The 14,469-nt window shown below is 61.6% G+C and carries 11 protein-coding genes; 4 read left to right on the forward strand and 7 right to left on the reverse strand.

The features are described 5' to 3' along the window. Window positions 1-206 precede the first annotated feature (206 nt). From ACN0TK_RS13210 to ACN0TK_RS13235, 6 genes are all read right to left on the reverse strand, one after another. Window positions 207-1,094: a hypothetical protein gene (locus ACN0TK_RS13210; RefSeq protein ID WP_417309973.1), complete on the reverse strand. Its 888-nt coding sequence runs from the start codon at window positions 1,092-1,094 to the stop codon at window positions 207-209. 357 nt (window positions 1,095-1,451) lie between these two features. Further along, on the reverse strand, window positions 1,452-2,426 hold the full coding sequence (locus ACN0TK_RS13215) for a glycosyltransferase family 8 protein (RefSeq protein WP_417309974.1): 975 nt from the start codon (window positions 2,424-2,426) through the stop codon (window positions 1,452-1,454). Between the two features lie 248 nt (window positions 2,427-2,674). Then, window positions 2,675-2,971: an HlyU family transcriptional regulator gene (locus ACN0TK_RS13220; protein WP_417309975.1), complete on the reverse strand. Its 297-nt coding sequence runs from the start codon at window positions 2,969-2,971 to the stop codon at window positions 2,675-2,677. Window positions 2,972-3,072: 101 nt separating this feature from the next. Next, the gene (rpoD, locus tag ACN0TK_RS13225) at window positions 3,073-5,133 is read right to left on the reverse strand and encodes an RNA polymerase sigma factor RpoD (RefSeq protein WP_417309976.1); all 2,061 of its coding nucleotides are present in this window, start codon (window positions 5,131-5,133) and stop codon (window positions 3,073-3,075) included. A 180-nt stretch (window positions 5,134-5,313) separates the two neighbouring features. Further along, window positions 5,314-7,239: a DNA primase gene (gene dnaG, locus ACN0TK_RS13230; RefSeq protein ID WP_417309977.1), complete on the reverse strand. Its 1,926-nt coding sequence runs from the start codon at window positions 7,237-7,239 to the stop codon at window positions 5,314-5,316. A 304-nt stretch (window positions 7,240-7,543) separates the two neighbouring features. Continuing rightward, window positions 7,544-7,915 carry a hypothetical protein gene (locus ACN0TK_RS13235; RefSeq protein ID WP_417309978.1) on the reverse strand — a complete coding sequence of 124 codons (372 nt, stop codon included), beginning with the start codon at window positions 7,913-7,915 and terminating at the stop codon, window positions 7,544-7,546. A gap of 632 nt (window positions 7,916-8,547) precedes the next feature. On the opposite strand from ACN0TK_RS13235, the gene ACN0TK_RS13240 reads away from it, so the two are divergent. Together ACN0TK_RS13240 and ACN0TK_RS13245 are read left to right on the forward strand one after the other, a co-directional pair. Continuing rightward, complete coding sequence (locus ACN0TK_RS13240) at window positions 8,548-10,110, forward strand: ATP-dependent nuclease (RefSeq protein ID WP_417309979.1); 1,563 nt, start codon at window positions 8,548-8,550, stop codon at window positions 10,108-10,110. After that, entirely contained in the window at window positions 10,110-10,967 is an 858-nt protein-coding gene (locus ACN0TK_RS13245) for an HNH endonuclease (protein ID WP_417309980.1), read from the forward strand. The genes ACN0TK_RS13240 and ACN0TK_RS13245 overlap by 1 nt, the downstream gene beginning before the upstream one ends. 656 nt (window positions 10,968-11,623) lie before the next feature. On the opposite strand, the gene ACN0TK_RS13250 is transcribed toward ACN0TK_RS13245, so the two are convergent. Beyond that, complete coding sequence (locus ACN0TK_RS13250; RefSeq protein WP_417309981.1) at window positions 11,624-12,178, reverse strand: HdeD family acid-resistance protein; 555 nt, start codon at window positions 12,176-12,178, stop codon at window positions 11,624-11,626. Between the two features lie 128 nt (window positions 12,179-12,306). On the opposite strand from ACN0TK_RS13250, the gene ACN0TK_RS13255 reads away from it, so the two are divergent. Further along, window positions 12,307-13,209 (forward strand): YihY/virulence factor BrkB family protein, encoded by a 903-nt coding sequence (locus ACN0TK_RS13255; RefSeq protein WP_417309982.1) that lies wholly within the window; start codon window positions 12,307-12,309, stop codon window positions 13,207-13,209. An 85-nt stretch (window positions 13,210-13,294) separates the two neighbouring features. Continuing rightward, window positions 13,295-14,461: an MFS transporter gene (locus ACN0TK_RS13260; protein ID WP_417309983.1), complete on the forward strand. Its 1,167-nt coding sequence runs from the start codon at window positions 13,295-13,297 to the stop codon at window positions 14,459-14,461. The last annotated feature ends 8 nt before the right edge of the window (window positions 14,462-14,469 follow it).

Raw genomic sequence — 14,469 nt, forward strand, 5'->3', positions numbered from 1 at the left:
TTGAAGGAACATCTGTAGACCGCATTAGTCGCGTCAAACGGATTCGTAATCCGTGCGTTGCATATTATTGCAGTATGACACTTCGGAAGTGTCTGTGGTTTGCTAATGGCGATCAGCGGCAATACGTCGGCGGGAAGACGCAAGATCGGGGACCAACTCTTGTAGTTGGTCGCACCGAACCACGACCTCAAATATTACCTCACGCACTAACGTGGCGGCAGGAATCGACTTACCATTTCAACAGCGCGCTCGCTGATGTTGTAAGGATTGCTATCGTCGATCGGCACATAGTACTCTTCGCAGAGCCATGTCATGAAGGCGTCGCGCAAGGATGAATTGAACGCCCAATCGGCTGCGCCCTCAAACTTCATTCCCACATCTGCCTCGCTCTCCGCGACCTCCACCAGTCCCGGCTGACGGTAGAAAGCATCGCCCAACACAAGCAACGGCTTGTTGAAAAAAAACGCCTGCAGCCCAACTGAAGAATTAAGCGTCATCACACCACGAGAGCGCCGCACGAGATCAAATGTGTCCTCTGACTCACTCACCACGAGGCGAGGGTGATCTCGGTTCAGCGCAAGCACATCGGCATTGCCGATCCTGCACGATGGATGCTCCTTCACCACCAGAGACCATCCATTCGGAAGCCGGTCTATCTGTCGGATCGCCAGCCGCAGCATCTCCTTTACTGACGGGACCCACCGACCGTTGAGGACGATTTGCGTGTCGTTGGCCACCTGTAGTGGCAAGAACACGAAGTTCTGGGGAAGTTGCGACGGGCTGGCGGAGACGGGCGAGCGCGGTTTGCGCGCGACGAGGCCCGAAGCCCTGCCTCGCCAAATGTCTGTCGAACGCCCCGAGGCCCAGTCAAGGAAAAAGGCAGGGTCGCGAGGCACCGAGGCACGTGCGTTTACTCCCGCTGGGTCTATCGTGAGGGTGCCAGGAATAGGTGAATGCTCGAATACCAATACGGGGATCCCAAGGTCCCGCGCCGCTTGCGCGACGACTCGACCTTTTTCGCGTTCGGCATTCCACACATAGACGACTTCCGGTCGAATTCGCCCGAGCACAGCACGGATGCCGTCGTATTTCATTTGTACGAACCGCCGGTATGCGGCCGCCCGCCATCGACGCGTTTCTGGCCTGCCCTGTACTTTATGCTGCTGCTCCCGCCGATCAGCAACGTCCGCCGCCAAAGCCCGCCCTTCTGTGCTGCCCAACAGACCCAAGACCCGGTACTGGATGAACTCGTGCTCAAGTCCCAGCGCGCGGGACAGACCTTCATAAGCCGCTACAGCGAAATCCGGAGAGCGAAGTGAAACAGCGATACGACTGCACCTGCGTAGAGTAGACCGTTTCATGACCATTAAGCTAGTACCTTCTCGTCCACTTCAGGCGATGTCCGCCCCAAAAGCTCAAGACAGCTGCTAGCTGCGCGAAAACTGGCGAGGTTATGAGCGCGTCTTCCAATTGTAGGCAAACTTCGACAATACGCTGCGGAAATCCAGCATATACTCCATCAGCATCTGATTGATTGTCAGCGGCCTCATCCCGACCGTCGGCCAGTCCAGACCGCCGAGTTTCGCATACTTCCACCAGAGTTCGGCACCCCAGACGCTGCCATCCTTCCACGGCTTGGACGGCCCCGCATAGTGGATTGCCCATTGCTGACTAAGTTGCAGATCTAGATCGTGGCGAGCGTGGGCAGGAATATAATGATGCCTCCTTCGGCCAGACCGCGAGACGGTGTTGGCCAGCACATTCCACCGAGGATCAAGCACTACGACTGACCCGTTTACGAGGATGTTTATGATATCCTGATCCACAAAGTATCGCTTACCCACGTAGCTCGAATTCATGCCCCTTGCCTTAGCTGAGAATCCCGACGCCCTCAGCTTCGCAAGGTTCATGTACAGAATCCCAGAATTAACATAGATCATTTTCCCCGGATCCAAACCTTGCGATATTAAATAATCTCTATATTTGAACTCCTCTTTATAAATTTGTCTTGAAATATTTTTGTAAATACCGAAGTCGATGACACCAGCAATGCCACAATCGCTTATTTCGCAGTTCCATAGCTTTTCAATATCATGTGTAAAGACGACATCAGCGTCTACGTATATCACGCTATCCAGGTCCAAAAGCAGTTCCGGCAGCTGCGTTTTCATCATCGCGACCGCGCTGACATGGCTACCGCCAAGATCGGCCATCAGAAACGGATTTTCGGCTTTCACAAAGCTGACATTCCATGCCTTGAAATATCTCATCCGGGCCTCGACCCAGGCCGGCTCTTCTGCGTGGATGACATGGAAACGTAGCCGCTCTGGGTGAGCGGCGTTCGCTGCTATCGATGCCATGGTCACCGAAGCCTGTTTGAAATAGCCGCTGTCTACAGCAAAAGCGATGTGCACTGTATCAGCCACCAGCAATCTCCTTTTCCAGGTTCATCGCGCCATTCGCAAGCGCGCATTGTTCTCGACCCAGAGACTGATCGTGCCGTTTGACGGGCCGTCGGTGCTTGAGCAGCTGGGCCACGGCATTGGCGGTGACGCCGGCGGGCCCGCAGACGGCAGGCATGGCGGCCAAAGCCCCCGAAAAAGTGCGAGCGCTCCGGAGCGTTCCGCCTCGCCATCCCCCTGAGCGCGGGGCGGTTCGGACGGCACCCGAGAACCTAGCGATAAATGCCTTCGCCCTGCTCGTCGATGATCTGGCGGCCCTTGGCGAGGGCGAAGCTGGCGACGTCATCCTTGGACGAAAACCGGTCCGCACGCACGAAATTGTAGCTCTGCACTTCGCCGTCGATCTCCTTGTCGATCTGCCCGGCCAGCTGATACTCGCTGCCGGCCGACATCGCCAAGGCCTTGATCAGAAAGCCCTTGTAGCTCTCCTCTCCCAGCACGGCAGGCTCCGACGACTTCGTCTCCGCGCCCGCATTGCCCCCGCCGAACAGGTTCTTCCAAAACGACATCATGGTCTCCCTGAGCTGTTTTTGTCTGCTCTGGTGGTAGGCGTCCGCTCCGGCCCTGTCCAGCGCATATGAAAAGGGCGGCCCGAAGCCGCCCTTGTTCCTCAGTTATCCAGGAAGCTCCTGAGCTTCCGGCTGCGGCTCGGATGCTTGAGCTTGCGCAGCGCCTTGGCTTCGATCTGGCGGATACGTTCGCGCGTCACCGAGAACTGCTGGCCGACTTCTTCCAGCGTGTGGTCGGTGTTCATGCCGATGCCGAAGCGCATGCGCAAAACGCGCTCCTCGCGCGGCGTCAGCGAGGCCAACACGCGTGTCGTCGTTTCACGCAAGTTCGACTGGATCGCAGAATCGATCGGCTGAATGGCATTCGAATCCGGGATGAAATCGCCGAGGTTGGAATCTTCCTCGTCGCCGATCGGCGTCTCGAGGCTGATCGGCTCCTTGGCGATCTTGAGCACCTTGCGCACCTTGTCGAGCGGCATCTGCAGCTTTTCGCTCAGCTCTTCAGGTGTCGGCTCGCGGCCGATCTCGTGCAGCATCTGGCGCGAGGTGCGCACGATCTTGTTGATCGTTTCGATCATGTGCACGGGAATGCGGATGGTGCGGGCCTGATCGGCGATAGAACGTGTTATGGCCTGCCGGATCCACCAGGTGGCATAGGTCGAGAATTTGTAGCCGCGGCGGTACTCGAACTTGTCCACCGCCTTCATCAGACCGATGTTGCCTTCCTGGATCAGATCGAGGAACTGCAGCCCGCGGTTGGTGTATTTCTTGGCGATCGAGATCACGAGGCGCAGGTTGGCCTCGACCATTTCCTTCTTGGCGATCGCCGCTTCGCGCTCGCCCTTTTGCACCTTGTGAACAATCCGGCGATACTCGCCGATATCGAGCCCGGTCTCGCTGGCCAGCGTCTGGATGTCGCCGCGGATTTCATTGGCCGTATCGGCGTCGCGCTTGGCGAATTCCGACCAGCCCTTGCCGCCCAGCTCGGCGACCTTTTCGACCCAGCTCGGGTCGAGCTCGGAGCCGTAATAGGCCTTGAGGAATTCCTCACGCTTGACGCCATAGCTCTCGGCGAGCCGCAGCAGCCGCCCTTCGAGACGCACCAGCCGCTTGTTGATGTCATAGAGCTGCTCGACAAGGCTCTCGATACGCGAGCTGTTAAGGCTCAGCGACTTCACGTCGGTGATCACCTCGGCGCGCAGCGCATCGAGTTTTTTCTGGTCGGCCGGGCTGGCGCCGTCATTGCCGGCGATGCGGCTTTCGGTCTGCCGGTCCTGGAGCTTGCGCATCTTGCCATAGAGATCGGCGATGCGATCGAAGGTCGTGACGACCTGCGGCTTCAGTTCGGCTTCCATGGCGCTGAGCGACAGCGAATTCTCGAAATCGTCGTCATCGTCATCCGACGAGTCGTCGCTTTGCGTCTCGCCATTGCCATCGCCGTCACTGCTGTTGCCATAGCCATCAGAGGGCTTTTTGGCCGCCGGCGCCGCCTCGGCCGCAGCACCACCCGGGCGTTCGGCACCATTGTGCTGCACCGGCGCAGCCTGCTTGGCGTCGGGGCCGGCATAGGTCGCTTCGAGATCGATGATGTCGCGCAGCAGAATCTCGGCCTCGTTCAGCTGGTCGCGCCAGATGATGATGGCCTGAAAGGTCAGCGGGCTCTCGCACAGGCCCGCGATCATCGTCTCGCGGCCAGCCTCGATGCGCTTGGCGATGGCGATTTCGCCCTCGCGGCTGAGCAGCTCGACCGAACCCATCTCGCGCAGATACATGCGCACCGGATCGTCGGTGCGGTCGCTGCCTTCGCGCGCGTTGGATTTCGACGCAACAGCCGTGCCCGTACGCTCGGCAACCTCGTTGGAGGTTTCCTCTTCGGGCTGTTCGGCTTCGGCCTCTTCCACTTCGTCTTCGTCGACGACGTTGATCCCCATGTCCGAGAACATCGCCATGATGTCCTCGATCTGGTCGGGCGAAACTTCGTCGGACGGCAGAACGGCATTCACCTCTTCATAGGTGACATAGCCGCGCTTCTTGGCCGTCTTGATCAGCCGCTTTACGGCGGCATCGGAAAGGTCGAGCAGCGGGCTGTCTGGCGCCTCGGTGGTCGCCTCCGGCTTCTCGTTTTCCTTGGACTTGGTCTGTGTCGCTGCCTTGGTGGCCATGTGGCTCTGGTGCTCCGGGGGCCCGTAGTGGATGGACGCCGCTGTCGTTACGTGGTCACGGCTTGAGACAAGGTAAAGGATGTCAGGTCGCGCAAAGTTTCTTCGAAACTTCATCGGCTCGCTACAGGGGCGGCGAGAGTGATTCGCCTATGTACGAAATCGCGCGTACCCGCAGCTCACTCAAAAGCTCCGTGTCGCGCGCCCCGATAACGAACCAAACCCTTCGATCAATGCCTCTGTGCCATCGACGGTGGTGATCTGGTTCTGGATGTCTCGCAGCCTCTCGAAGGTTTCTTCGCTCGGGTCGTCGCCCAGCGCCAATTCGGCTGCTTTCAGAGCCTTATTTAGCTCAACCGATTTGTAATGCAAGGCCAGCGCGTGTTTCAGCCCGGTCTCGGCGTCGGATTCATCCACCTCCATGGCGCTCTGCCACACCCCCTGCCGGGCCAGAACATCCGACATCTTGGCGATCGCGGGCCCGAATCCACGCACTCCGAGCGCCGCCGTCAGCCCTTCGGACGAAATATCGTGATCGAGCGTCACCAGATGCAGCAGCGCCCCCAACAGGTTCCGCGCCGCCGGCGACGACAGATCGAGCGCCGCAAGTGATTCGAGCCGGCTCTCGGCCAGCGCCGGATGATTGACCAGCGCCATGATGATCGCCGCCTCGCGCGGCGTCGCGTCGATCGTCTGCCCCGGCCGCATCAGCCGCGAATTGCGCAGCGTATCGGAAACCACCAGCCGCGGGCTGGCCCGGCCCGCCCCCGGCCGCGTGCCCCGGCTGTTGCGATTGCCGCCATCCCAGCGCCCGCCACCGCGCACCGGCGCAAAGAACGCCTGCAGCTTTTCGTCGAACGCCTGCTGATAATGCCGCCGCACCGAGGTATCGCCGATCGAGGCCGCCTTGGCCCGCAGCCGCGATTCCAGCGCTGCCCGCGCCTCCGGCGTTTCCGGCACCATGCCGCCCGACTCGAGGCTCCACACCACCTCCGACAGCGAGCGTGCCCGCTCCAGCACCTCGGCAAAGGCGCCCCGCCCCGACGCGCGGATCAGATCGTCCGGGTCCTGCCCCTCGGGCAGCGTCGCCACCAGGATCGTGCGCCCCGGCTGCAAATGCGGCAGCACCAGGTCCACCGCCCGCGCCGCCGCCCGCTGCCCGGCGCTGTCACCATCGAAGCACAGGATCGGGTTGTCGCTCATCCGCCACAGCAATTGCAGATGCTCTTCGGTCAGCGCCGTGCCGAGCGGCGCCACCGCCCCCTCGAACCCTGCCATCACCGAAGCGATCACGTCGAGATAGCCCTCGACCACCACCACCGGCTTGCCGCTCCGCGTCGCCTCGCGCGCCTTGTGCCCGTTGTAGAGCGTCATGCGCTTGTGAAAGAGCTCGGTTTCCGGCGAGTTCAGATATTTCGCCGGCACATCGGCCGACAGCGCCCGCCCGCCGAACGCCACGATCCGCCCGCGGAAATCGGCAATCGGAAACATCACCCGGTTGCGGAACCGGTCATAGGGCAGCGGCTGCTCCTCGCGCTGCACCACCAGCCCGGCCGCGACCATCTCTTCGGCCGACACGCCATTGGCGGCGAGGTGCTCCTTCAGCCCGTTGCTGGCATCGGGCGCATAGCCGATCCGGAACCGCGTCTGCACCGAGGCGCCGAACCCGCGCTCCTGCAGGTAGCCGCGCGCCCGCGCCCCGATATTATGGCTCAGCGCCGCCTCGAAATACTGGGTGGCGACCTCCATCACATCATAGAGCGAGCGCCGCACCTCCTGGCGCTTTTCCTCCTGCGCGTCGCGCGCCGGCATCGGCACCCCGGCCATGCCGGCCAGCTTTTCCACTGCCTCGGGAAAGCTCAGCCCCACCTTTTCGGTCAGAAACCGGAAGTGATCCCCCGTCACCCCGCAGCCAAAGCAATGGTAGATGCCCTTGCGGTCGTCGGCGTGAAAGCTCGGCGTCTTCTCGCCATGAAACGGGCAGCACGCCCACATGTCGCCGCGCCCCGGCTGGCTCTTGCGCTTGTCCCACATGACATGCTCGCCCACCACCTGCGTGATCGGCAGGCGCTGCCGGATCTCATCGAGGAAGCCGTCGGAAAAGCGCATGCGGCTAGGTAAGCATCCCCGCGCCCTTTGTCATCCGCGATGACGTTTTGCACAGGGCTCTCAACGCCCCACGCGCCGAACGCTCCGCGCCTCAACCTGAGCCTGTCGAAGGGCGAGGCGCACGCACCAGCGTCACCTCAACCCCGATGTCACCCCGGCCTTGAGCCGGGGCCCATCCTGAGATCTTGCCTTCCTCCCGGTCGAAGCGCTTTCACACCGAGCCCCAGCCCCGAACGCGCCGCGCCTCACCCTGAGCCCGCCGAAGGGCGAGGCGCCCCCACCGCACCCCTCGCAAACGCCCCCCTCAGATCCCCGGCAGGATCCTGAAGTTCAGCGATTCGATATTGCCGTTGCGCACCACCATGTTCACCCTGGCATTGCGCGTCGCCGAGCGGCCGCTTTTGAGCGTGATGCGCAGCGTCGCCCGGCACACCAGATTTGCCCCGTCCCGCTCGAGCTCCTTCATCGTCCCGACCAGCTTCAGCTTATAGCCCTTCACCGGCTTGCCGTATTTGTTGGTGCCGTTGTTGATCTCCGAACGCATGAACTGGGTGATCGAGGGATGCGCGCAATCGGCGCGGAAATGGTCCGCATAACCCGGCGAAATCCCCCCGGCACTCCCCACGACGACGGCAAGCATGCCGCAACATAACTTCAAAAAACGGCCCGAACGCATGACAGCTCTCTCCAATGCGGATTGAGGCGCCCCTCTCCCCGCCGCAACAACGCGACACAAACGGAGCCCCTGCCACACCACCCAACCACGCGCGATTGCATCGGAACAAGTAGACTTGCAGTGTTGCGGTTAATGCAGCGCCGTCTCACGGACCGTCAAAACAGCTTCGCCCAAGCAAAAACGCTGCTTCATCACCACCTAACGCCACGCACCATTTCAACACTATTTGCCTGCAGAACCAGCCAAGCCCACGGTGTCACCCCGGGCCTGACCCGGGGTCCATCCTGAGGTCTCTCGCAGCAGCCAAGCACGCCGGTTCCCCCGAGGCGCTCGACTGATGCCCCTTTGGGCCCAAAGCGGACATCCAACCAATCGCAGCACTAGTCCAATTCCGGCCATTCGATGAGCGGTCGCGGCTTGTCTAAACGCACGTTAGTATGCAGCCAAGCGACCACCGGGTTGGGTCTGTGGGGTCGTGATTCAATGATGACGGGTATAGCTGACCTCCCTAGATTTGCGGAGCATAGATCACAGGCTCTTCTAGGTTTGATATTCCTGTCGGTAGCTAGAACCTAGAGCGAAACCTGATCTACAACATAGTCATAATATGGGTGACGAAAGGGCATCATCGAGTGCACTTCAAAGTGATTGAGAACAATTCGTCCGTGCCAAGCGAGGGCAAGGATATCGGCTACCTTTGGACCGACAATTGGAATGATTGGTGGGAGTTTAGCACCCTTTATTCCCTGACCTATTTCGACGCAGAAGGTACCGGGCATCCGCTGGGAGGCGTGAAAATCGGGCAATTCGACTGGGGCGACGAGCAGGTTCGGCCCTCATTGCCCTTAGCGTTCGATCAACTCGGTCCCGAGTTCTTCTCGCTGGGCCAGGACGACTCCTACTACGAAGACATTTTGGCACTCGGCGAAGAAGTCGCGGACCAATTGCTCGCGGCGTTGAACGACGTCGTCCGCGACGAAGACCTATTCGCGCGAGCGTCCGCCGAACGAGTTATGGGCCGATCACTAATGCGATCTGTGACGCGGCGAACCGTCGCCCAACAGTTCAAGCGCGTCATATCGGGTGGCGCTAGACTGACCGAGTATCGTTTTCACTATCGGTCGCCGGCGCAGCTAGATCCAACCTTCGCCCCCATCGAACTGGACTTCGAGGTGCGTCCACTTTCCAAACCACCAACCAACGTGCAGGTGATCGTAGGTAGGAATGGGGTCGGCAAATCGTTCTACCTGAACGCGATGTCACGCGCCCTTGTCCGTCCCAATGGCGATGTCGAGGATGACGGCGAGTTCTCGGACCCCGACGATCTCATTGGCGGGGAATTCGAGAGCCCATTCGCCAGCGTTCTCTCCGTGACCTTCAGCGCGTTCGACGACTTCGCCATGCTCGAGGGCAGTCGAAATCGACTGAAGGGGGTTCAATATACGAACGTCGGCCTCCGGAAACGGATCAAGGACGCTGAGGGAGATTGGGTTACCATCACTCAGCAGCCTAGCGAACTGGCGAAGGAGTTCATTGATAGCGCCAAAGTCTGCTCGGTCGGCAAACGCCGGGCGCGATGGCGCACCGCGCTACGCACTCTGCAGAGCGACCCCATCTTCGAGGATGCCCAGATATCTAACCTACTTGATTTGGACGAGGACGATTTCGGGCGAGAAGCCGGTAGGAGATTTCGACGGCTCAGCTCCGGGCACAAGATTGTGCTCCTAACGATCACCAAACTTGTCGAGAAGGTAGAGGAACGAACACTAGTCCTGATGGATGAGCCCGAGGCCCACCTTCACCCGCCTCTTCTCTCCGCCCTGATCAGGGCCATCTCCGATCTGCTCGTCAACAGAAATGGTGTAGCAATCGTGGCGACACACTCGCCCGTCGTCCTTCAGGAGGTGCCCAAAGAATGCGTGTGGAAGCTTCGACGCCATAGCGGTGCCGCTGTTGCCGAGCGACCGGTGCAGGAAACCTTTGCGGAGCACGTCGGCGTGCTAACCCACGAGGTCTTCGGTCTGGAGGTCACCCGATCGGGATTTCAGCGGATGCTGCAGGACGCCGTGGGTCCCAACGACGATTTCGACGACGTACTCGACAAATTTAAAGAGAAGATCGGCACAGAGGGCCGCGCGCTCATCAGCAGCTTGATCGCAGACAGGGATCAGCCAGAGATTGGGAGCGACGACTGATGTGGTCGGTGGACAAGCCCCCTATGGATGTTGGCGCTACCTTCGACACCTGCATCTCCAGGATAAGGAATAAGGATCTTAAGGCGAGGCTTAAGGCCGCCAAGCAGACCATCCTTGATGACTCTCAGGCCTTTGACGTTCGAGCCTCCGCTGCTGAGCTCCATCTCGTGCCGCAGGGAGTGGGTGTTGCTAACCAGGTCACAACTGCGGAGATGGTCGCGCTCTACGACGGCAGGTTGGCGAGCAAAGCCGGACCGGGACGATCGATCTATGCGGCGATCCAACTCCTGCCCAGGGACGGACGATGCCCGTACTGCGATCATAGGGACGTGTCCACGTTGGATCATGTACTGCCCAAGACCCTGTTCCCGAGTCTTGCGGTGACCCCGCTCAATCTCGTGGGGAGTTGCAAGGATTGTAACAAAGCGAAGTTGACCGCAGCCCCAAGCAACTCTTCCGACGCGGTGCTTCATCCCTACTTCGAAGACATTTCCTCGCAAATCTGGTTGCAGGCAATGGTCGTGGAGCAGACGGTCTGTGCGGTGGTTTTCCGCGTGAAGGCTCAGTCACAGTGGTCCGACGACTTGAACGCGCGGCTAAGGAAACAATTCGAAACGCTGGGACTAGCGCGCCTGTATACCCAGCAGGCAGCCAGGGAGATGAGTGGAATCAGGAGGAATCTGATCCGGGTGTACGACGCTGGAGGGGGCGGCGCTGTCGCAGTCAAGCGCGAGCTGAAACATCAGTGGGAGTCTTGGTCCGAGGAGTCGGCTAACTCTTGGAAAAGTGCGCTCTATGGCGCGCTTCACAAGAATGCGTGGTTCTGCGACGGCGGATTCCGGTTGGGCAATAGTTAGGGCTCACAGCATTCGACGTACTGGCCCAACTGTTCGCAGATCGCGGAGGAGAGCAATTCCACATGAGCCATGGCCGCCTCTGGCACAAAGTCGTCAATAGAGCACCCACTTCATGCCCTGCATGATGACCGACGACCGTGGCAACCCGCCCTCCCCCAAACTTATCCCCGTCGCTTCCCCCCGTGTCACACTGCCCTCGTTCCGCGCGCCGAAGCGAGATCATGACGAGTGGTTGGGGCGCGGGCGGTCGGGTGTGGGGCGGGTCGCTGCCCCGCAGGCTGAAAGTTCCGCGGCATGGGCCGGTTCGCCGGTCAAGCCGCTCGAAACGCGCGGAAGGCGTCCTTGGGGGGCCTTCCAGGGACGCAAGGTCGCTCCCCAAGGGCGGCCGGGCGAGGCGGATAGCGAGGGTGCGATGCCCGGCTGTCAGGCTGCCCCCGCGTCCTCGCGATGCGGCACGGGATGCACCCGGGCTCCGGGACCATAGGCCCAAAACCCCGATCGGCCGGCGAGGCCTGCGCCTCGTTTTTTTGCGGACCAACCGCGTGGGGCAAGGGCCTCGCCGGCCCGCTTCACCGCCCCACGGATTCGTCCCCGGGGCAGCGCCTGTTTCAAAACCGCGCGGCCACTGGCCGGCGGGCGTTTTGGGCTGCGCCGCCTCAGGCCGCGCGATACATTCGCCAGGCGACGGTCATCAGCCCGACGCCGAAGATCACCGCGATGATGCCGATCCAGATCGCGCCGATCATCGCCGAAAACATCGGGAAGATCACCAGCACCAGGCCAAAGAGGATATAAAACACCCCCTGCACCACCATCGGCCAGATCCGCGCATAGCTTTCGCGCTCGCGCACCACCAGAAAGATCTCCATCGCGCCGAACACCAGCGCCTCGATGCCGATAAGCACGCTGAGGAAGGTGACGGTCAGCACCGTGCTGAACAGCGGCGAGATCAAAATCAGCACGCCGACGATGATCGCCAGCGCGTTGCGCACCACGTCGAACCAGTAGTTCGGCGATTTCTCTCCGCCGAAGGTCAGGCCCCACAGGCCCAGAACGCCCGCTGCCAGCAGCACCAGCGCACCGGCCACCACCAGCACCATCAGCGCCTCGGTGGGCCAGATCACCGCGAACACGCCAAAGAGCAGCATCAGCAGCCCCCGCAATCCCGTGATCAGCGCCAGGCGCTGCTTCATACCTGCCGATACTGCCATTTCCGTCTCCGCTGCCGGGTGAGTCCTTCCTCCAGCATAGCGCATTCGCCGCTTTCGCCACATATGCGGCAACCCATTGCCCGCCGGCCCGTTAGCTTCGAGACCTTATGCAAAAAGGACCGGCACCCATGGACGCGACGGCACCCGACACCGCAACCGGCAAACCAGAGACGCCCCCCCGCGGTTTCGAGAAATGGAAGCGCGTGCTGATGGGCATTGTCGAGACCTTCGGCAATCAGGACACCTCGCTGCGCTGCGCCGGCACGGCGTTCTTCGGCTTCCTGTCGTTCTTCCCTGCCATCGCCACCGCCATCCTGATCTATGGCTTGTTCGCCGACCTTTCGACCATCCAGGCCACCCTCGACACCGCTTCGGCCTTCCTGCCCGCCACCGTACTCGGCTTTGTCGACAGCCAGCTCGAGCGCCTCATCGCCCAGCCCCGCTTCACCCTCGGCATCGGCCTGCTGATCTCCGTGCCGCTCGCCCTGTGGAGTGCCTCGCGCGGCATCGATGCCCTGCTCTACGCCATGGCCAGCGTCCGCCATCAGACGCCGCAGCGCGGTTTCCTGAAAAAGGTCGCCTATTCGGTCGGCCTGTCGGTGGCCGGGTCGATCTTCGTCATCCTCGCGCTCCTCACCGTCGCCGGCCTCCCCGCCCTCATCCCCTTCCCCACGGGCGAGGAAGTGCTGGTCATGCTGCTGCGCTGGCCGGTCCTGCTGGCGCTGACCACCCTCGTCCTCGCGGTGCTCTACCGCTGGGGCCCCGATCGGCACCCCCGCAAGTTCGCCTATATCTGGCCGGGCGCCATCCTCGCCTCGCTGGTCTGGCTCGTCGCCGGTGCGGTGTTTTCGATCTATGTCGAGAACTTCTCCAACTTCGAAGCCAGCTTCGGCTCAGTCACCGCCGCCGTAGTGCTGCTGCTGTGGATGTACAATTCGGCCCAAATCTTCGTTCTCGGTGCCGCCTTCAATACCCAGCTGCAGTTCGTCGAAACCGGCACCCCCATCGCGCTGCGCACCAACCCCGACTGATCGGGCGGCCGACGGCGACCCATCGGCGGCTTGCAACCGCCGCCAAGGCATGGTTCTTCGCCCCTGACTTGAGACGGGGCCCACCATGCCAATCGCCATCTACGCTCTGGCGCTCGCCGCGTTCGCCATCGGGAGCGCCGAGTTCATCATTTCGGGCATCCTGCCGCCCCTCGCCACCGATCTGAATGTCTCCATCCCGACCGCCGGCATGCTGGTCACCGCCTATGCCATCGGTGTCGCCATCGGCGGTCCGGTGCTCAATGTCGCGACGGCCCGCTATTCGCAACGGGCGGTGCTGATCAGCGTCATGCTGCTCTTTGCCGTCGCGCAGCTGCTCTGCGCCATGGCGCCGGACTATGGCCTGCTGCTCGTCGCCCGCCTCGTCTCGGCCTGTGGCCACGGCGCCTTCTTTGGTGCCGGCACCGTCATGGTCGCCGCGCTGGTCGAACCCAAAAAACGCGGTGCCGCCTTCTCGCTCTTTGTCGGCGGCATCACCGCCGCCAATCTGCTCGGCCTCCCCGGTGGCTCGGCCATCGGTGTCGCCTTCGGCTGGCGCGCCGCCTTCCTCGCCGTCGGCGCCCTGGGCTTTCTCGCGGCGATCGTCATGGTCTTCCGCCTGCCGGTCGCCAAGGCCAGCACCGGCCCGCGTCCCACCTTCCGCGCCCAGTTGCAGGCCCTGCGCCACCAGCAGGTGTGGATGAGCTACATCACCATCTTCCTCGTCATGCTGGGCACCATCGCCTTCGCCACCTATCAGGTGCCGGTCATGCTCAATGTCACAGGCCTGACCGAGGATATCGTACCGCTCTATCTGCTGGTCGGGGGCGTCGGTTCGGTCTTCGGCATCTGGCTGGGTGGTAGAGGCACCGACTGGCGCCCCATGCCGACGCTGGTGGCCGTGTTGCTCGTCCAGGCGCTGTTCTATTTCACCATGCTCTTCGCCATGCACGACAGGGTCTGGATGCTCATCAACCTCCTTTTCCTCAGCATCGGCGGCTTTGCCTTTTCGACGCCACTGCAGGCGCGCATCGTCATGGGCGCGCGCGAAGCCCCCAACCTCGCCTCCTCGCTCATTTCCTCTGCCTTCAATGTTGGTATCGCCTCTGGTGCCGGACTTGGCGCGCTGCTGCTCAGCTCCGGGCTCGGCTACGCCAACCTACCGATGATCGGCATTGTCTCAAGCCTGCTGGCCGCCGGCAGCGCCGGTCTTTCCTGGTGGCTGGAAGTAACGCGCACGCCAGTCTCGGCATAAGCGCAAGT

This window comes from Devosia sp., from assembly GCF_048261455.1.
GTDB lineage: Bacteria > Pseudomonadota > Alphaproteobacteria > Rhizobiales > Devosiaceae > Devosia_A.

Excerpts from the sequence above, each read along its gene's own strand:
- ACN0TK_RS13210 (WP_417309973.1), bottom strand. The coding sequence starts at position 1,094 with ATGAAATACGACGGCATCCGTGCTGTGCTCGGGCGAATTCGACCGGAA.
- ACN0TK_RS13220 (WP_417309975.1), bottom strand. The coding sequence starts at position 2,971 with ATGTCGTTTTGGAAGAACCTGTTCGGCGGGGGCAATGCGGGCGCGGAG.
- rpoD (WP_417309976.1), bottom strand. The coding sequence starts at position 5,133 with ATGGCCACCAAGGCAGCGACACAGACCAAGTCCAAGGAAAACGAGAAG.
- dnaG (WP_417309977.1), bottom strand. The coding sequence starts at position 7,239 with ATGCGCTTTTCCGACGGCTTCCTCGATGAGATCCGGCAGCGCCTGCCG.
- ACN0TK_RS13235 (WP_417309978.1), bottom strand. The coding sequence starts at position 7,915 with ATGCGTTCGGGCCGTTTTTTGAAGTTATGTTGCGGCATGCTTGCCGTC.
- ACN0TK_RS13245 (WP_417309980.1), top strand. The coding sequence starts at position 10,110 with ATGTGGTCGGTGGACAAGCCCCCTATGGATGTTGGCGCTACCTTCGAC.
- ACN0TK_RS13250 (WP_417309981.1), bottom strand. The coding sequence starts at position 12,178 with ATGGCAGTATCGGCAGGTATGAAGCAGCGCCTGGCGCTGATCACGGGA.
- ACN0TK_RS13255 (WP_417309982.1), top strand. The coding sequence starts at position 12,307 with ATGGACGCGACGGCACCCGACACCGCAACCGGCAAACCAGAGACGCCC.
- ACN0TK_RS13260 (WP_417309983.1), top strand. The coding sequence starts at position 13,295 with ATGCCAATCGCCATCTACGCTCTGGCGCTCGCCGCGTTCGCCATCGGG.